This window comes from Microbacterium sp. UBA1097, from assembly GCF_002313585.1.
GTDB lineage: Bacteria > Actinomycetota > Actinomycetes > Actinomycetales > Microbacteriaceae > Microbacterium.
This window is the reverse complement of sequence record NZ_DCBW01000060.1, coordinates 26,237-43,457: the sequence shown is the minus strand read 5'-3', so window position 1 is coordinate 43,457 and position 17,221 is coordinate 26,237. Positions and strand designations below refer to the sequence as shown.

The 17,221-nt window shown below is 67.9% G+C and carries 18 protein-coding genes; 13 read left to right on the top strand and 5 right to left on the bottom strand.

From position 1 onward, the window contains the following. The first annotated feature begins 165 nt into the window (after nucleotides 1-165). From B4F19_RS14180 to B4F19_RS14170, 3 genes are read left to right on the top strand one after another with little or no spacing between them, the layout of a single operon-like run. Nucleotides 166-1,218, top strand: coding sequence for a sugar ABC transporter substrate-binding protein (locus tag B4F19_RS14180; RefSeq protein ID WP_292735788.1), 1,053 nt, complete (start codon nucleotides 166-168; stop codon nucleotides 1,216-1,218). A gap of 3 nt (nucleotides 1,219-1,221) precedes the next feature. Continuing rightward, nucleotides 1,222-2,778, top strand: a complete 1,557-nt coding sequence (locus B4F19_RS14175; RefSeq protein ID WP_292735785.1) for a sugar ABC transporter ATP-binding protein — start codon at nucleotides 1,222-1,224, stop codon at nucleotides 2,776-2,778. After that, complete coding sequence (locus B4F19_RS14170) at nucleotides 2,775-3,785, top strand: ABC transporter permease (protein WP_292735782.1); 1,011 nt, start codon at nucleotides 2,775-2,777, stop codon at nucleotides 3,783-3,785. Before B4F19_RS14175 ends, B4F19_RS14170 begins: the two co-directional genes overlap by 4 nt. Nucleotides 3,786-3,798: 13 nt before the next feature. Here the strand turns inward: B4F19_RS14170 and B4F19_RS14165 are convergent, their stop codons facing one another. Beyond that, a complete protein-coding gene (locus B4F19_RS14165; protein ID WP_228177144.1) occupies nucleotides 3,799-4,023 on the bottom strand; it encodes a PLDc N-terminal domain-containing protein in 225 nt (74 codons plus the stop codon). Nucleotides 4,024-4,185: 162 nt separating this feature from the next. Between B4F19_RS14165 and B4F19_RS14160 the strand changes: the two genes are divergently transcribed. From B4F19_RS14160 to B4F19_RS14125, 8 genes are all read left to right on the top strand, one after another. Then, nucleotides 4,186-6,060: a heavy metal translocating P-type ATPase gene (locus B4F19_RS14160; protein ID WP_292735779.1), complete on the top strand. Its 1,875-nt coding sequence runs from the start codon at nucleotides 4,186-4,188 to the stop codon at nucleotides 6,058-6,060. 66 nt (nucleotides 6,061-6,126) lie between these two features. Further along, the gene (locus tag B4F19_RS14155) at nucleotides 6,127-7,302 is read left to right on the top strand and encodes a CpaF family protein (protein WP_292735776.1); all 1,176 of its coding nucleotides are present in this window, start codon (nucleotides 6,127-6,129) and stop codon (nucleotides 7,300-7,302) included. Next, entirely contained in the window at nucleotides 7,299-8,159 is an 861-nt protein-coding gene (locus tag B4F19_RS14150) for a type II secretion system F family protein (protein WP_292735773.1), read from the top strand. Before B4F19_RS14155 ends, B4F19_RS14150 begins: the two co-directional genes overlap by 4 nt. Next, complete coding sequence (locus tag B4F19_RS14145; RefSeq protein WP_292735771.1) at nucleotides 8,156-9,028, top strand: type II secretion system F family protein; 873 nt, start codon at nucleotides 8,156-8,158, stop codon at nucleotides 9,026-9,028. The genes B4F19_RS14150 and B4F19_RS14145 overlap by 4 nt, the downstream gene beginning before the upstream one ends. A gap of 37 nt (nucleotides 9,029-9,065) precedes the next feature. Further along, nucleotides 9,066-9,296, top strand: coding sequence for a hypothetical protein (locus tag B4F19_RS14140; protein ID WP_228177149.1), 231 nt, complete (start codon nucleotides 9,066-9,068; stop codon nucleotides 9,294-9,296). Nucleotides 9,297-9,307: 11 nt separating this feature from the next. Continuing rightward, the gene (locus tag B4F19_RS14135; RefSeq protein ID WP_292735768.1) at nucleotides 9,308-9,706 is read left to right on the top strand and encodes a TadE/TadG family type IV pilus assembly protein; all 399 of its coding nucleotides are present in this window, start codon (nucleotides 9,308-9,310) and stop codon (nucleotides 9,704-9,706) included. Beyond that, the gene (locus tag B4F19_RS14130; RefSeq protein ID WP_292735765.1) at nucleotides 9,678-10,169 is read left to right on the top strand and encodes a TadE family protein; all 492 of its coding nucleotides are present in this window, start codon (nucleotides 9,678-9,680) and stop codon (nucleotides 10,167-10,169) included. The genes B4F19_RS14135 and B4F19_RS14130 overlap by 29 nt, the downstream gene beginning before the upstream one ends. A 29-nt stretch (nucleotides 10,170-10,198) precedes the next feature. After that, entirely contained in the window at nucleotides 10,199-10,612 is a 414-nt protein-coding gene (locus tag B4F19_RS14125) for a pilus assembly protein TadG-related protein (protein ID WP_347424523.1), read from the top strand. A 541-nt stretch (nucleotides 10,613-11,153) separates the two neighbouring features. Here the strand turns inward: B4F19_RS14125 and B4F19_RS14120 are convergent. Beyond that, nucleotides 11,154-13,892 (bottom strand): cation-translocating P-type ATPase, encoded by a 2,739-nt coding sequence (locus B4F19_RS14120; protein ID WP_292735759.1) that lies wholly within the window; start codon nucleotides 13,890-13,892, stop codon nucleotides 11,154-11,156. A 144-nt stretch (nucleotides 13,893-14,036) separates the two neighbouring features. On the opposite strand from B4F19_RS14120, the gene B4F19_RS14115 reads away from it, so the two are divergent. Further along, entirely contained in the window at nucleotides 14,037-14,768 is a 732-nt protein-coding gene (locus tag B4F19_RS14115) for an alpha/beta fold hydrolase (RefSeq protein WP_228177159.1), read from the top strand. A 17-nt stretch (nucleotides 14,769-14,785) separates the two neighbouring features. Here the strand turns inward: B4F19_RS14115 and B4F19_RS14110 are convergent, their stop codons facing one another. Beyond that, nucleotides 14,786-15,049 (bottom strand): hypothetical protein, encoded by a 264-nt coding sequence (locus tag B4F19_RS14110; RefSeq protein ID WP_228177160.1) that lies wholly within the window; start codon nucleotides 15,047-15,049, stop codon nucleotides 14,786-14,788. After that, nucleotides 15,046-15,432: a thioredoxin family protein gene (locus B4F19_RS14105; protein WP_228177161.1), complete on the bottom strand. Its 387-nt coding sequence runs from the start codon at nucleotides 15,430-15,432 to the stop codon at nucleotides 15,046-15,048. Before B4F19_RS14105 ends, B4F19_RS14110 begins: the two co-directional genes overlap by 4 nt. A 92-nt stretch (nucleotides 15,433-15,524) precedes the next feature. Here B4F19_RS14105 and B4F19_RS14100 point away from each other — a divergent pair, with 92 nt between their 5' ends. Further along, on the top strand, nucleotides 15,525-15,893 hold the full coding sequence (locus B4F19_RS14100) for a rhodanese-like domain-containing protein (RefSeq protein WP_292728424.1): 369 nt from the start codon (nucleotides 15,525-15,527) through the stop codon (nucleotides 15,891-15,893). A gap of 5 nt (nucleotides 15,894-15,898) precedes the next feature. On the opposite strand, the gene B4F19_RS14095 is transcribed toward B4F19_RS14100, so the two are convergent. Next, complete coding sequence (locus tag B4F19_RS14095) at nucleotides 15,899-17,218, bottom strand: MFS transporter (RefSeq protein ID WP_292735756.1); 1,320 nt, start codon at nucleotides 17,216-17,218, stop codon at nucleotides 15,899-15,901. Nucleotides 17,219-17,221: the final 3 nt, after the last annotated feature.

Sequence of the window (17,221 nt, the reverse complement as noted above, 5' to 3'; positions counted from 1 at the left end):
CTCGCCGGCAACGGATTGGTCACGGTCGCGGACCTGCCGATCAGAACCCTTGCGTTAAGTGTGGCAACACGGCAGAGTGTACGCCAGCACTGAACACTGTCCAGGCCGGCTTTCGCAAGAAGGTCGCGCGGCTGCCCACCGTGTACCGATTTCACAGGAGAAGTCATGCCACTCAGCACAGCTGTCCCACGGCGAAGGGGGATTTTCGCCGGCGCGGGGATCGCCGTCGCCGCACTGGCCCTCGCCGCGTGCTCGTCGGGGACCACCGACGCCTCGGGCTCGGGAGAGACCTCGGCCCCCAGTGACGAGCCGTTGCAGATCGCCTACATCTCGTTTGCGGTAGCGAACACCTACGACGAGCCGATGCTGGCTGCCGCGCAGGAGGTCGCCGCGGCGAACAACGCCGAGATCACGGTGTTCGACGGAAACCTCGACCCCGCTACCCAGGCCACGCTCATCGAGGACGTCATCGCATCGGGCGACTACGACGGCATGATCGTGCAGCCCGTCTATGGCCCCGCGATCATGGATGTCGTGGCCGAGGCGATGGATGCCGGGCTCACCGTGGTCAACATCGACCAGATCCTGGGCGAGGACTTCACATCTGGTGCCACCCAGTTGCCGGGCCTCGCATCGAACATCGTGTTCGTTCCGACGATTCTCGGCCAGAAGCTCGGCGAGCAGACGGTCGAGGCCTGCGCGTCGATGAACCTCGACCCCTGCAACGTCGCGTATCTACACGACCTGAAGACCTCGAGCGTCAGCATCGCGCTGTGGGATGCATTCAGTGAGGCGACCGCGGGAACCCCTGTGACTGTCGTCGCCGAGGGAGAGACGTTCTGGAACCCGGCAGCCGCGCAGACGGCGGTAGCCGACATCCTGACCGCAAACCCCGACATCGACGCGATCGTCACGTCGGACCAGGGCCTGCAGGGTGCAGTTCTGGCGATCGGCGACTCGGGCGCTGCTGTCGGCGATTACCTGCTCGTCGGGTACGGCGGCTCGCAGTGGGCCCTCGACGCGATTTCCGAAGGCATCGTCTACTCCGACGTCATCATGGCGCCTGCCACGACCGGCCGCCTCGGGATGGAAGCGATGATCGCGGCCCTACGGGACGGCACTGACATGGGAGATGTCGACCCGTTCGCCGACTTCCCCAACAACGGGGTCATGACCCCCGACACGGTTGACCAGTTCACCGGCGAGTGGCCCGGTTGATCCATGCCGCACCAACCGGCTGACGCCGGCGTCCCGCAGCTCACCGTCGAGCTGCGGGACGTCGGTAAGTCCTTCGGCGGTCTGCCCGTACTCCGGCACATCGACCTGACGATCCGGCCCGGAACTGTCCACGCCCTCGTCGGCGAGAACGGCGCGGGCAAGTCGACGCTCGCGAAGATCATCGCCGGCCTCTACAGCGCCGACGAGGGCGAGGTGCTCGTCAACGGCGAGCGCGTGAGCTTCGGATCGCCGCGGGAGGCGCTCGATCACGGCGTCGCGACGATTGCCCAGGAGCTGGCGCTGGTTCCGGCCCTCTCGGTCGCCGAGAACGTCTTCCTCGGTCGCGAGCCGCGGCGCGTCGGCTTCATCGGTCGCAAACGCCTGTCGGCTCAGTATCGGACCTTGAGCGAGCGCACGGGATTCGACCTTCGCGCGGACACACCGGTCGGTGCGTTGCGAACGGCCGACCAGCAGAAGGTCGAGATCATGCGTGCGCTGGCGCGGGGCGCGTCGGTCATCATCATGGACGAGCCGACGGCAGCGCTGTCGGGGGCGGATGCCGACCTGCTGCACGCCGTCGTGCGCCAGTTCGCGGCATCCGGCCACACTGTGGTTCTCATCTCGCACTTCCTCAGCGAGGTGCTCGAGCTCGCCGACGACATCACCGTGCTGCGCGACGGTCGTCTCATCCGCACCGGCCCCGCAGCCGACGAGACCGAGGCGAGCCTCATCGAGGCGATGCTCGGTCGGACGCTCGGTGCCGTGTTCCCCGAACAGCCTCCCGCCCCCACCGTCGGCGATCCGGTCTTGACCGTGACAGATCTGGTCGCACCCGGGGTTCGTGGAGTGTCGTTCTCGGTGAGACCCGGCGAGATTGTAGGTCTCGCCGGGCTCGTCGGTGCCGGTCGCAGCGAGATCGTGCACGCCATCTTCGGTGCCGCAGGTCGCCACGGCGGCTCGGTCGAACTGCTGGAGCCCGGGAATGGTGACGGCGAGAAGCGCACCCCTGTGGGTGCGTCGGTGCCCGCGGCGCTCAACGCGGGCCTGTTCCTTATCCCCGAATCGCGCAAGGATCAGGGTCTCGTGCTCGGCCGCTCGATCCGCGACAACGTCACCCTGTCGAACCTCGCTGCCTTCGCCCGCGCGGGCTGGGTGCGCACCCGCGCCGAACGCGCCGACGCGAAGGCGATGCTCGACCGCGTCACCGTGGCCGGAGACGATCGCCGCAACGTCTCGAGCCTCTCGGGCGGCAACCAGCAGAAGGTGCTGTTCGCGCGTGCCCTGCAGCGCCCCCGCACCGTGCTCATCGCCGACGAGCCGACTCGCGGCGTGGATGTCGGGTCGCGCCGCGCGATCTATGACCTCATCGTGGCCGAAGCCTCGCGAGGAATCGGGGTAATCGTCGTCTCATCGGATGTGGAAGAGGTGCTCGGGCTCGCGCACCGCATTCTCGTCATCCGCAGCGGACGCATCGTCGCGGAGCTCTCGGGCGATGACAGAACCGAAGAAAACGTCCTTACCGCGGCCTTCGCGGATCCGATCATGAGTGGGAAATCATGACCCTGACCACCGGCACCGTGCCCACCCAAGCGCAGCAGAGCGTGCTCTCGCGCATACCGTGGCGATCGGTCGCGATCGTCGTTCCCTTCCTTGCCGTTTTCATCGCGCTATCGATCGGGAGCCCCGCGTTCTTGTCGTTCCAGAACATCGGAAACGTGCTCGACCGGCAGGCAGGCATCCTGATCATCGCGGCAGCGAGCACCCTGGTGCTGATCGCCGGTGGAATCGACCTCTCGGTCGGTGCCACCTATATGTTCACCGCCGTCGTCTGCGGCACCGTGATCATCAAGGTCGGCGGCACCGAGGGGGCTGTGTTCGGCATCCTGGCGGGCGTGCTCTCGGGCCTTGCCGTCGGCATCATCAACGGCGTCATCAGCACGTACCTGCGGATCAACCCGCTGATCGCGACCCTGGCAATGAGTTTCATCATCCTCGGCGCGACGAAGCTCGTCTCGCAGGCGGGCAAAGACGGCATCGGGCAGATCCGCGTGGACGTGCCCGAGTTCACCTGGATCGCGAAGACCGAACCGCTCGGGATGTCGCTGCCGATCTGGATCGCTCTGGTGGTGGTCGTAGCCCTCGGGATCGTGCTGTGGCGCACAACCTTCGGGCGCTACGTCTACGCGGCAGGCGGCAATGCCGAGGCGGCGAGACTTGCCGGCATCCGGGTCAACGTCGTCCGCATCGCGACCTTCGCGCTGACAGGACTGGGTGCAGGCCTTGCCGGTGTCATCGACCTCGCGCGCACACCTTCGGTGCCCGAGAACGACGCGATAGCGACGACGTTGACCTTCACGGTGCTGGCCGGCATCGTCGTCGGTGGCACCTCGATCCTCGGCGGTGAGGGCGCGGTGTGGCGGACGGTGCTCGGCATCCTGTTCATCGCAATGCTCTACAACGGGTTCACGCTGCTGAAGATCGATCCGCTGTTCCAGGGCATCGCGCTGGGCGCCATCATCCTGCTCGCGGTTGGGTTCGACGCGTGGTCTCGGCTGCGGCGGCGATGAGGCCGCGGCAGCGTCAGCGTTTGGGGGCGAAGAAGAAGTAGATCAAGGGGCCGATACCGCCGAGAAGAATCACGAAGGCCCACAGGGGCTTCTTGCCGTTGATCTTGTTCTCGGGACGGATATAGAGGTCCCAGAAAGCCAGTCCCGCCCAGGCGGCCCGGATGACGCCACCGACCAGTCCGCCGACGACTCCCGTGCCGGTCTTCCGCGCCGCGTGGCTTGGTGTCTTCATGGTCATGGCTTCCGCCTTTCGGGCCGCATCCGAATGCTCTCGTGCCATTGTGCAACGCCGACGCCGGGCACCGACAGGGCCTCGGTCGTGGGACTAGATGCCCTAGTGTGCGCGGTGGCGCCTGCCTACGCTCGGGGTGTCGCCCTGGGTGCGGCGCGGGAGGTCCGGATGAGGTATCTGCGCTGGATCTGGGCGTACCCGCTGGTCACGGCTACCGCGCTGGTGCTCCTCGCCGTCGGTGTGCTCGCGGCATCCGGAATGCCTGACGTTGCGCGGTGGGTCGCGACGATTTGGGTTGCGGGGATCATCGTCTGGACCCTCGTGGGCATGGTGCGCGACGTCCTGCGTGGCCACGTCGGGCTCGATGTTCTCGCTGTCACCGCGATGGTCGCGACCCTCGCGGTCGGGGAGTATCTGGCGGGGCTCGTGATCGTTCTGATGCTCGCCGGTGGTGCGGCGCTCGAGGATATCGCCGGCCGGCGTGCGCGGCGGGACCTTCGCGCGCTGCTGGACAGATCGCCGCGCACCGCGCACGTCGTGACCGGTGGCGAATCGGGCGCTGTCGAGAGTGTGAAGGACGTCCCCATCGATGAGGTCGCTGTGGGCGACATCCTGCTGGTGCGGCCGGCCGAGATCGTGCCGGTGGATGCCGTGCTGCTGAGCGCCGACGCGGAGTTCGACGAATCGTCGCTGACGGGTGAGAGTCTTCCCGTGCAGCGCACCGAAGGCGACGAGGTGTTCTCGGGGGCCATCAACGGATCTCGCGCCGTGCGGGTACGAGCGACACGACGCAGCGCCGACAGCCAGTACCAGCAGATCGTCGCGCTGGTGCATGCTGCCGAGAGTTCTCGGGCGCCGGTCGTTCGCTTGGCCGACCGGTTTGCCGTGCCGTTCACCGCCGTCTCGCTCGTGCTCGCGGGAACCGCCTGGGCGATCTCAGGAGACCCGGTCCGCTTTGCTGAAGTGCTGGTGCTGGCGACCCCCTGTCCGCTGCTGATCGCGGCACCCGTGGCGTTCCTCGCAGGCCTGTCGCGAGCGGCGAAGGCGGGGGTCATCATCAAGAGCGGCGCGGTCATCGAGCAGCTCGCGCGCGTGAGTTCGGCGGCCTTCGACAAGACCGGAACACTGACGTGGGGTCGTCCCGCTCTCGTCGCCGTCCGTCCCGCGGACGGATTCACCGCCGACGAGGTGTTGCAGTTCGCGGCCTCTGCTGAGCAGTACTCCACGCACGTGCTGGCAGAGAGCGTGCGCCGCGCCGCCCTCGACCGCGGGCTCGATCTGCTCCCTGCGTCTGACGCCTCGGAGGAGGCCACCAACGGTGTCACCGCATCGGTAGGGGGTCGGCCCGTCACCGTCGGCAAGCCCGCGTATGTCGCAGCGCTCACGGGAACGGCGCCCCGAGAGACCCTGGATGCCGGTCAGGCCGCGGCCTACGTTGCGATAGATCGACGGTTCGCGGGAACCATCGTCCTGGCCGATGATCCTCGGCCGGATGCGCCTGCGGTTGTTGCCTGGCTCCGAGAGACCGGCGTGAGCCGGGTTGCGATGTTCACCGGCGATGTCGGCGCTACCGCGCAGTCGGTTGCGACGGCGGTGGGGATTGACGAGGTGCACGCCGAGCTGCTGCCGGGCGACAAGGTGGAGCTTGCCGCCGGTCTGCAACCTCGGCCGATGATGATGGTCGGCGACGGGGTGAATGATGCCCCGGTGCTGGCGGCATCCGACATCGGTGTCGCGATGGGTGCGCGCGGGGCGACGGCCGCGGGGGATGCGGCGGATGTCGTCATCCTGGTGGATGCCCTTGCTCCGGTTGCCGACGCCGTCGCGATCGCCCGCCACACCCTGCGCGTCGCGCTGACCGCGATCGGCGTGGGGATTGGGCTGAGCATTGCCCTGATGGTCGTGGCTATGACGGGCGTCATCCCCGCCGTCGCGGGCGCCCTCATTCAGGAGCTCGTCGACGTCGCGACGATCCTGTACGCGCTACGGGCGCTCGGGGCGCCCCGCAGCGCCCAGCGACCCGTGGTTTCGCCAGCGGGATGACAGAGCTCGCCGCACCGCTGTGGATAACTCCCGCGGCGCGGCGCGCGGCCTTGTCAGGATGCACGGGTGACCCTCACCTCGCCCGCCGACCCGACAGTTTCGGTGGTCGCGCGTGTACGCGAGTCGCTGCGGGCGGCACAGATCGACCCGCAGCGCGATCCGGATCGGGCGAGCCAGATCGCCAGGTCCGAAGTGCGTCGGCACAACGATTTCGCGCTGGCCCGCGGCGAGCGGACCCTCGATGACGAAGCGCACCACGTGCGCGACATCCTGGCCCAGCTCTCGGGATTCGGTCCGCTGCAGGCGTACCTCGACGACCCCGAGGTCGAGGAACTCTGGATCAATGCTCCGGACCGGATCTTCGTGGCGCGTGCCGGAGTCGCGTCCCGGGTCCCGCTCGCGCTGACCGACACGGCGGTACGAGACCTCGTCGAACGGATGCTGCACGCGACCGGCCGCCGCGTCGATCTCAGCCAGCCTTTCGTCGACGCCTCTCTTCCCGACGGGAGTCGCTTGCACGTCGTGATCCCCGACATCACACGGCGGCACTGGGTCGTGAACATCCGCAAGTTCCTGCCGCGCTACCGGACGCTCGACGACCTCGTTGTGGCGGGCAGCGTGACGGCGGCGGATGCCGACCTGCTGGCGATCGCGATGCGGGAGGGGCGCAGCATCCTGGTCTCGGGTGCCACCCATGCCGGTAAGACGACCTTGCTCGCGGCGCTGATCGCTGCGTGCGCGCCCTCGCAGCGCATCGTCACGGTGGAGGAGACGTTCGAACTTGCCGTCGACGCGCCGGACCTCGTCGCACTCCAGGGGCGTCAGCCGAGCCTCGAAGGGGGAGGGGAGGTGACGCTGCGCCGCCTGGTGAAGGAGGCACTCCGGATGCGGCCAGATCGGCTGGTCATCGGGGAGGTTCGAGACGCCGAGGCGCTCGATCTCGTCCTGGCCCTCAACACCGGAGTTCCGGGTGCCGCGACAATCCATGCGAACTCGGCAGCTGATGCACTCCGGAAGCTCTGCTCCCTCCCGCTCCTGGCTGGTCGCAACATCGACAGCGGCTTCGTGGTGCCGGCGGTCGCGGCATCCGTCGACCTCGTCGTCCACTGTCAGCGGGACGCGACCGGACGGCGGCGCGTGACCGAGATCGTCGAACCCACAGGGCTTGAGGATGGCGTCATCCGTACCCGCCCCGCGCCCCGACCGGAACGGCAACCCCTGATGCGGAGCAGGGACCGATGATCCTGCTGGTGGGCGCAATGCTCGGCGCGGGGGTGTTGCTGGTCCTTTCGCCGTGGCTGTGGCCAGCCCGGCCCGCCGCCACCGCACCCGCCGAGCCCTCGGCGCTGGCCCGATTGATCGGTGAGGCGGGCTTCGCGGAGCGGGCGAGACCTCGCACGGTACTGGCCTCTGCTGTCCTGGTTGGGGCGATTGCCGCCGCACTCGTGTGGCTGGTCTTTCCCACGCTGCCTCTGTGGCTTCTCGCGGGTGTCGTCGGCGCATACGCCCCCGTCGCCTGGTTGCAGTCCCGGGCGCGTCGACGAGCCAAAGAGCGTCGCGGTCTGTGGCCTGACGTGTGCGACCTGCTCGTGTCATCGGTTCGAGCCGGGATGTCGCTCGCTGACGCTGTCGCGAGCCTCGCGGTGTCGGGCCCAGAGCGGCTTCGACCCGACTTCGTCAGGTTCGCCCGTGATGTCTCGGCCTCCGGGCATCTGGATGCCGCGCTCGCCGGTCTGAAGGCTCGGCTTGCCGATCCGATCGCTGACCGGATCGTCGAAACCTTGCGCATGGCGCGCGAGGTCGGCGGTACCGAGCTCGTGCCGACCCTGCGCGCACTTGGTGCGTCGGTTCGCGCGGATGCGACACTGCGCGCCGAGGTCGAGGCGCGCCAGTCGTGGATTCGCGCCGCGGCGGTTCTCGGAGCCGTTGCTCCGTGGGTGATTCTCGGACTTCTCGCGCTTCGCCCCGAGGCTGCTGCCGCGTACGGATCGCCCCAGGGGATCGGGCTGATTCTGGGCGGCGCTGTCGTCACGGTTGTCGCGTTTCGGCTCATGCTTCGTGTGGGAAGGCTCGCGGAGCCGCGGAGGTGGTTCGCGTGAATCCCACCGACATCGCGCTTGCCGTGATTCTTGGCGGCGGCCTCGCCGGAGGAATGCTGCTCGTCTTCTCGGCGTCGCCGCGCTGGCGCGCCCGCGGGCTGACCGCTCGTCTCGCGCCGTACCTGCGCGATGTCACCGACGGTGACCCCGGCGTCGCGTTCAGCGCGATCACCGTGCCTGTCCTGAACACCGCAGCCCCGGCGTGGGGTGCTGCGGTGAACCGACTCTCGGACATCAGTTCTTCCTGGCGGCGCTCGCGCGCGCTTGTCTGGGCCCTGCTCGGAGCCGGTACGGGAGCCGCCCTGGCGACAATCGTCGCCCTGACGCACGGCCCACAGCCGGCTCTGCTGGCGGTGCCTCTGGCCGGTGGGGCGGCCGCGGTGGTGGCGGAGCAGTCGGCGCGCCGCGCCACCGAGCGCGCCCGCTCCCGGCGCCTGCACGAGGAGCTTCCCGTCGTCCTCGAGTTCCTCGCGCTCTGCCTGTCTGCGGGTGAGGGCCTGCTCGATGCGCTGCGGCGCGTCGGCAGCCGGGGGACCGGAGAGCTTGCCGTCGGCATCCGTGAAGTTGTTGTCGAGGTCGGAACGGGGGCGGTTTTAACGGACGCCCTCCTCGCGTTCGCTCGACGGGAAGACAGCCCAGCCTTGTCGCGCGCGGTCGATCAGCTTGTCGCCGCGATCGACCGCGGCACACCACTCGCGGACGTGCTACACGCCCACGCTGCCGACGCTCGCGCGGACGAACAGCGCGAACTCATCGAGCAGGCGGGTCGCAAAGAGATCGCGATGCTCGTGCCGCTCGTCTTCTTGATCCTGCCGGTGAGTGTGCTGTTCGCGATCTTCCCCGGCGTCGTGATGCTCGACCTCGGATGAGTGCCCACCAACAGAGAAGACCGAACCGAAGGAGATGATGATGAGACGGATGCTGGACCGCCTGCGTGAAGCGCTCGCGCCGCGCGCGGGGACCGACGTGGAGGATGTCGGCGTGGCAGCCGCGCTGCGTGAAGACCGTGGTGACGTACCCGGCTGGGTGCTGATCACGCTCATGACCGCGGGGCTGGTCGTGTTGATTTGGGCGCTCGCAGGGCCCGCACTGTCGGGTCTGTTCGAGCAGGCGATCTCGCGCGTGTCGGGCTTCTGAGGCGGTTGGCTGTGCGTAATCGTGGCTTCTGGGACGACGACCGGGGCTCGGCTCCCGTCGAGTTCATCATGGTTGCCGCGCTACTCACGGCCCTCACCCTCGGTGTGATTCAGCTCGGCATCGCGACCTACGTGAGAAACGTCGTGCATGACGCTGCAGTCGAAGGGGCGTACTACGGTGCGCTCGCCGATATATCGACCGGCTCAGCCGTCGATCGCACACGCGAGGTGATTACGCGGGCGATCGGAGCTGAGTACGGCTCGGATGTCGGCACACGCGAGATCATGATCGACGGTCAGACTGTCGTTGAAGTCACGGTGCGTACTGGGATCCCGCTCGTCGGCCTGTGGCCGAGCGGACTGCAGACGGAGGTGACAGCTCATGCTCCGCTGGAGTCGTTCGATCGCTGACCGGTTGCGTTCGCTACTGGCTCGGATTCTCCGCGAGGACGGCGGCTCTGCTTCCCTCGAGTTCCTCACCGTCGGACTCCTGATGCTCGTTCCGCTCATTTACGTCGTCGTCGCGCTCGGTCAGATTCAGCATCAGGCGCTCGGTGCCGAAGCCGCAGCCCGCCACGTCGCCCGCGCGATTTCGCTGTCGTCGGATGCGGCATCCGCCGGCTCCAGCGCATCCCAGGTGCTGTCGGCAGTGATGGCGGAGTACGACCTGGATGCCTCCGCCACGTCGCTCTCTATCTCGTGCGTTCCTGCGTCGGCGACGTGTCCGACGGCGGGGGCGACGGTGCGGGTTTCGGTTGCGACGCGCGTCCCGCTGCCGTTCGCGCCGCCGGTTCTCGGTCTCGATCAGATCGCGAGCGTTCCCGTCGAGGCGAGTGCGGTGCAGCGGATGTCCCGGTTCTGGAGCGGAGGATGAGGGCGGTAGGGAGGCGGCTTCGTGATTCGGTGCCTGCCGCGGGTGACGAGGACGGCAGCATTCTGCCGCTCGTGCTGGGGTACGCGATGCTCGCGCTCGTGCTCATCCTCGTGACCGTCGACGCGACGAGTCTGTACCTTGCGCAGAAGCGGCTCGATAGCGTCGCCGATGCTGCTGCCCTTGCCGGCGCTGACGGATTCACGCTCACGATCGCCGGTGGGGCGCCGCGCGCTGAGCTCTCGTCGGGCGATGTGTACGCGCAGGCGAGTGCGATGCTGGCGCAGTCGGATGCCGACGCGAGTCTGGTCTCGGCATCCACGCCCGACGGGGTGTCGGCTCGGGTGACGGTTGCGGGGCAGTGGCATCCCCCGGTCTTCAGTCTCTTCGTGCCCGCCGGGGTCTCGCTCCAAGCCACCGCGACCAGCCGCAATGCACTGCACTGAAGGAGTCTGGCGAGGGCAAGAGAAGCGGCTCACTGCGAATCGTTCACCTCGAGGACGATTCGCCCGTCGGTTCCGATGACTCCGGGTCCCTTGTCGGGAGTCGGCGCGGGCGCAGGGATGATCTTGTGAGCGCGAGGGCTTCTTCGTCGAACGGATCGAACCGAGCGGTGCGAGCGCGGCGCTTGATGTCGCATGGCGCACGCGGAAGCTATGAGCGACCCGGGCCGTGCCGGCAGAGTCACTCATCGGTTGGCAGGTTGGTGGGGCAGCAGCCGCCTGCGAGCAGCACCACGATCCGTCTTGTTCGCCGACGTGATCGGCTGATCGTGGAGTGAAAATCCGTTCCGGCGCCGAGAATTCAGTCAGGCGACCTATTCGGCGGCGCCGGAACGGATTCTCATCATTGCGGGCTACGGAGTTGTGAGGCTGGATTCCTCATTCGTAGCTGCGGATCGCGTTCAGCCCTGGAAGCCGATGGGTCAGCGGATGCCGAAACGGTCGCGGACCATGCCGTCGAAGTGGAGGGAGGGGACCAGGCCGCTCATGCCGCAGCCCTGCTCGCGAGGGACCGGCGGATCAGCTTGTCGACTTCGACCACGATCGGAGGGATGAGGGCAAGGCCGATCGCGAGCCACCATTGCGCGGCATCCAGCGGCGTGGTCATGAGCAGCGCGTTCATGAAGTCCAGCTCGACTGAAAGCACTGTGAGCACGATCGGGATCCACATCCACTTCAGGGCGTTGCTGATCGGTGCGGCAAGGCCCGACCCGGGGTCGCGACGCATCGCGAAGCCAGCGAGCACCGACCCGAGGCTCAGGACGACGAACGTCATCGTGACGGGGACCGACGGCTCGGTCTGGCTCGGTGTGCCGGGGGAGAGGAGCATCGCCGCCAGGGCCACCCCGAAGATGGCGACGCCGTAGAGCAGCCACTGGCCGATCGACCGGGCGTTCGCGAGCGGCACCTTCGTGTCTCGCGGCGGCTGGCTCATGAGTCCCGCGGGGCTCGGGTCCAGGGTAATGACGATCACGGGGAAGAACGTGATGAAGAAGCTCAGGAACAGCACCATGAGCGGCGTGATCGGCGTGCCGTTGTTGATGTCGAGGATGCTGGAGACGAGGAACAACAGCACAAGCGAGAACAGCGTTGCCATCTGGTAGCGGACGTAGCTGACGATCTTGTCGTAGATCGTGCGGCCGAGCCGGATCGCCTCGACGAGCGTGCCGAAGTTGTCGTCGGTGAGTATCATCTTGCCGGCCTGCTTGGTCACCTCGCTTCCCGATCCCATCGCGACGCCGATGTCGGCCTGCTTGAGGGCAGCGGCGTCGTTGACGGCATCCCCGGTCATCGCGACGACATCGCCGCGCTCCTGCATGAGGCGGGCGATCCGCAGCTTGTCTTCGGGAGTGACGCGGCCGAACACGTGGAGTTCGGGCAGGCGCGCGGTGAGCTCTTCGTCGCTGAGCGCTCGCAGTTCAGGGCCGCTGATCGCGCCCGGGCCGAGGCCCAGCTCTCGCCCGATTGCGGCTGCCGTCACGGCGTGGTCACCGGTGATCATCCGCACCTCGATGCCCGCCTCGCCCGCAATGCGCACCGCCTCGATGGCTTCGGGGCGCAGCGGATCGATGATGCCGACCAGAGCCACGAACGTGAAGTCTTCGGCAAGGGACATCGGGTCGGCCTGCGCCGCAGCCTCCTGCCCGGCGAGGTCTCGCACGGCGATCGCGAGGACCCGCAGCCCGTTGCGACTGAGCTCGGCGTTCGCCTCCAGGATGCTGTCTTTCGCGTCCGCGATCGGGACGACGCCGTCGGCGGTGACAACGTGCGAGCAGCGGTCGATCACGACATCCGGGCCGCCCTTCATCGTCGCCAGGAACGTTTCGGCTCCCTGGAGCGGCGCGTGGTGGAAGGTCACCATGAACTTGTATGCAGAGTCGAACGGCACCTCGGCTTCGCGAGGGTAGGCGCGGCGGCTCTCTTCGGCATCCACGCCAAGCTTCGCGGCCAAGACCACGAGCGCAGCCTCGGTGGGGTCGCCGACGACAACACCGGCATCCGAGACCGTCGCATCGGAGTTCAGGCATAGGCCGTAGGCGAGCGGCGTGAAGTCAGGAACCTCCTTGCCGGCGGCGTGACGAAGGGCACCGGTCTTGCGGTAGCCCTCGCCCTCGACGGTGAACCACTGCCCGAGCGCGTAGAGCTTGGTGGCGGTCATCTGGTTGAGGGTCAGCGTTCCGGTCTTGTCGGAGTTGATGGCGGATGTCGCGCCCAGCGTCTCGACGTCGCTGAGGTTCTTCACGACAGCCCGGTGTTCGGCTAGCTGCCGGGCGCCGTACGCGAGCATCCCCTGCACGAAGGTGGGGAGCGCAGATGGGATCGCCGAGACAGCCATCGCGATTCCGACGAGCAGTACTGTCGCCATCGTCTCGCCGCGCAAGAGCCCGAGGATGATCATGATCGCCACGGCGCCCCATGCGACGAACCCGAGCACCTTGGTGAGTCCGTCGAGTTCTCGCTGCAGGGGCGACTTCGAGGGCGCGACGGCGGTGAGCATCGCCGCGATCTGCCCCATCTGGGTCGACATCCCGGTTCCGGTGATGACCATCGCGGCGGTTCCGCGGGTGACAGTGGTGTTCTGCCACAGCATGTTCGCGCGATCGCCGAGCGCGACATCGTGTCCATCGATCGTCGCGACATCCTTATCGACCGGCGCGCTTTCACCGGTCAGCGCTGCTTCTTGGGTCTGCAGGTTCGCCGAGCGCAGGATGCGGCCATCGGCCGGCACGAGATCGCCGGCCTCAAGCTGCACGAGGTCGCCGGGCACGATCTCGGGAGCCGGAACCTCGCGCAGCGACCCGTCGCGCACGACCTTCACGTGCGGGATCTGCAGCTTTGAGAGGCCGTCGACACTCGCGCGGGCGGCGAGTTCCTGCCGCGTGCCGAGCACGACGTTCAGCACGATGAGGGCCGCGACGATGAACGCCACGGCGAACTGGGCGATGATGAGGCTCACCACGACCACCGCGACCAGCATGAGGTTCATGGGGTCGGCGAGCATCCGCAGCGCGATCGTCCAGGCGCTCGGAGCCGGGGGAGCGGCGATCGTGTTCGGGCCGCCGGTTGCGAGGCGACGCGCTGCATCGGCCGAGGTCAGGCCGTTCGCGGCATCCGTCCCGAGACTGCGGACGACAGCATCCGTATCGAGGGTCCACCACGCGGTGGTATCGGATGCCCGCACGGGCGTGGCCTGGGTGGATTGTGCTCTGGTCTGCTCGGTCATGCCGGTCCCTTCGCCGGGCCTGATCCTATCGAGGCGAGCGCCGTCGCGGACGGTGCCGTCGGTCCCTCATCGCGGGTCGAATGCCCAGGATTCTCACGGGTGGTCTCCGAGCCTCCTCATAACTGGCAGTCGTACCGTCGAAGTGTGCGTTTGGCAGTACACGAGTTCGGCAGCGGCGACCGTACCGCAGCGATCGTCCACGGCATCAGCGGATCGGGTTTGCTGTGGCAGGACTTCGCCGAGCGACTCTCGCGGCGACACGGCATGCGAGTGCTCGCCGTTGATCTGCGTGGTCACGGATCCAGCCCCCGTTCTGAGCACTACCGCCTCCGGGATTTCACCGACGATCTCGTCGAGACGCTGCCGACAGACCTCGACCTCGCTATCGGGCACTCCCTGGGCGGGCGGGCCCTTGCCGACGCCGCCGAGCGGCTGCAGCCGCACCGTGCGATCTACCTCGACCCGGCACTCGACGTCGACGCGGGAGTTGCCGGTCGTCGCCTGCTGACTTACCGGATGGCCGGTCCGGTCGTGGCGCGGATGCTGTCGGTCGTCGACCCCGCTGTACCGGCGCCCCTGCGTCGACGCCTTCGGGCCAGCACCCGCCGCTGGGACAGGTTCATGGCGCTGTCGGTCGTGCAGGAGCTGGATGCACACCGGGTTGAACCCGCTGCGCCGCCGGTGCCGTCGACGATCGTGAAGGCGACGAAGTCCCGGCTTCTTCGCGGGCGCTACCTCGAGCGACTCAAGGCCTACGGCTGGGATGTGCGGGAATTCCTCAGCCGCCACGAAATGCAGCTTCTCAAGCCCGAGGCGTTGCTCGACGCCCTCGAAGACGTACTGCGCGCGCCGACGCGAGCGCTGAGCGCGGTCTGAGTCTTCGCTGCCAGGCCTCAATCGAGGTCGATGCGTTGACGCGCCTCGGGAATATCCCATGCGTTCGGGCCGTCATCCGCTGACTCGGTAGCCGCACCCCCGGGGCACCAGCCGGTGATCGCCATCGCCGCGAGCAAGAGCGCGCCAAGCAACGCGGGAATAGCCAGAGCCCACACACCCGTGGTCGCCGCGCTCCCGGCGATGGCTGCGACGAAGACGGCAGCCGCCCATCGCGCGATGCGCTCGCCGCGCGTAATCGTGCAAACCCGGAGCAGGCTCACGGTGCGCTCGGGGCGTCCTGGGCCGCGTTCTGCTCCGCGATCTGGCGTCGCACGTCATCCATGTCGAGTCCTTCGACCGCGGTTATCACCTGCTCGAGCTGGGGAGCGGCCAGCGCGCCGGGTTGTGAGAAGACGAGGATACCGTCGCGGAAGGCCATGAGCGTCGGGATCGAGGTGATGCGGAAGCCCGCCGCGAGCTGCTGCTGGGCTTCGGTGTCGATCTTCCCGAAGACGATGTCGGGGTGAGCCTCTGAGGACTTCTCGAAGACGGGGCCGAACATGCGGCACGGTCCGCACCACGCCGCCCAGAAGTCGAGCAGCACGATGCCGGAGTCGTTGATGGTCGTCTCTATCGTTTCGAGGGTGATCTCTCGTGTTGCCATGATCTGTATCATACCCTAGGGGGTATACCCCGAGGGCTTCTCCCGTGCGCTCACATCGGGATGCCGCCCGCGCCGCTCAGAAAGGACACCTCATGCGACGCATCCGTCTGATCCTGGCCGCACTGGCCGCCGCCGTTCTCGCCACGAGTCTCGCCGCGTGCTCGGCGACGCCGTCGGTCGAGGTTCCCGACGGTGCCGTGATCATCGACGTGCGCACGCCTGAGGAGTATGCCGAGGGTCACCTCGAAGGTGCGATCAACGTCAACCTGCAGTCGGGCTCGTTCGAGCAGGAGATCGCCGAGCAGCCCCTCGATGGCACCTACATCGTCTACTGCCGCACTGGCAACCGCTCAGCGCAGGCTGTGGCGATCATGACCGAGCTCGGCTTTGGCGATGTCACGGATGCCGGCGGCGTCAGCGACGCATCCGCGGCGACCGGCATCCCGATCGTCACGGACTGACCGGCTCAGTCGGCGCGACCCGACCGCGGAACGAACCGGGGGACCCAGCGCACGAAGGCCACCGCGCCCAGGAGCCCGAGCACGCCGACCGCGCCGGTTGCCACCGACAGGGTCGAGAGTGCTGCGATGCCCGAGACGAGCAGCGGCGCCGCAGCCCCGCCGGCGTCGGTGAACATGCGCCAGGACCCGAGGAACGGGGCCGGGTCCGTGCGCGGAGCGACGTCGGCGCCGAGGGTGAGCAGGATGCCGCTGGATAGTCCGTTGCCGACGCCGAGGACTGCCGCGAACATGGCGAACCACATCGCTGATGAGTCGAGGTCGTGCGTGAACGCGAGCGCGAGGAACCCGAGGCCCATGAGCAGCATCGCTGGCAGGGCTGCCCACAGCCGTCCGAAGCGGTCCATGACCTGTCCGCTCGCATAGAACAGGGCAAAATCGATCGCCCCCGAGATTCCGACGACTAGCGCGATCGTCTGCGCGTCCAGCCCGATCGACACGCCCCACAGAGGTAGAACCACCTGTCGGGCCGATCTCACGGCAGCGAGGGATGCCGCAGCAATGCCGAGCCGAGACAGCACCGCGCGATACCGCCAGGCGACGACGAAGACGCTCTGGCGGCTCCCCGGAACCCGGATGCTGCCCGTGATCGCCTCGCCAGTGTCCTCTTCATCGAGCTCGTCTGCGGTCTTCTTTGCGGTCGCATCAGATCCTGCGCGTGCCGTGATCGGAGCGAACTGTTGCTCGGGGTCGGGCCCGAAGACCACCAGCAGGACGGTGGCGAGAAGGCACACGCCGAAGAACCAGATCGCCGCGTGTTCGTCGCCGAAGATCGCCAGCAGCGCTGCAGCGATGAACGGGCCCACGAACATCCCCAGCCGGAACGTGCCACCCAGCAGCGACATGGCGCGCGAGCGGAACGACAGTGGGACTCGGGTGGTCATGAACGAGTGGCGGGCGAGACCGAACGCTGCCGCGCACAGCCCGATGAGCAGGACTGCCGCCGCGAAAACGCCGAGCACGGGCGCGACGATCATGCCTGCCACTCCCACCATGGCCAACGCGCCGGCAACTCCCATCGTGACCCGCTCACCGAAACGGGCGACAGCCCAGCCCGCCGGCAGATTTCCCGCCAGTTGGCCTACCACGAGGGCCGACGCGACGAGGGCTGCTCCTGCGACGTCCGCGCCCAACTGGGCTGCGATCACCGGAATGAGGGGGATGACGGCGCCCTCGCCAAGCGCGAACAGCACCGTCGGCACGTAGACCATCGGTCCGAATCTCCACAGCACGTCCCGCGCGCGGATCGGGGCGGGGGGATCGGACATCGG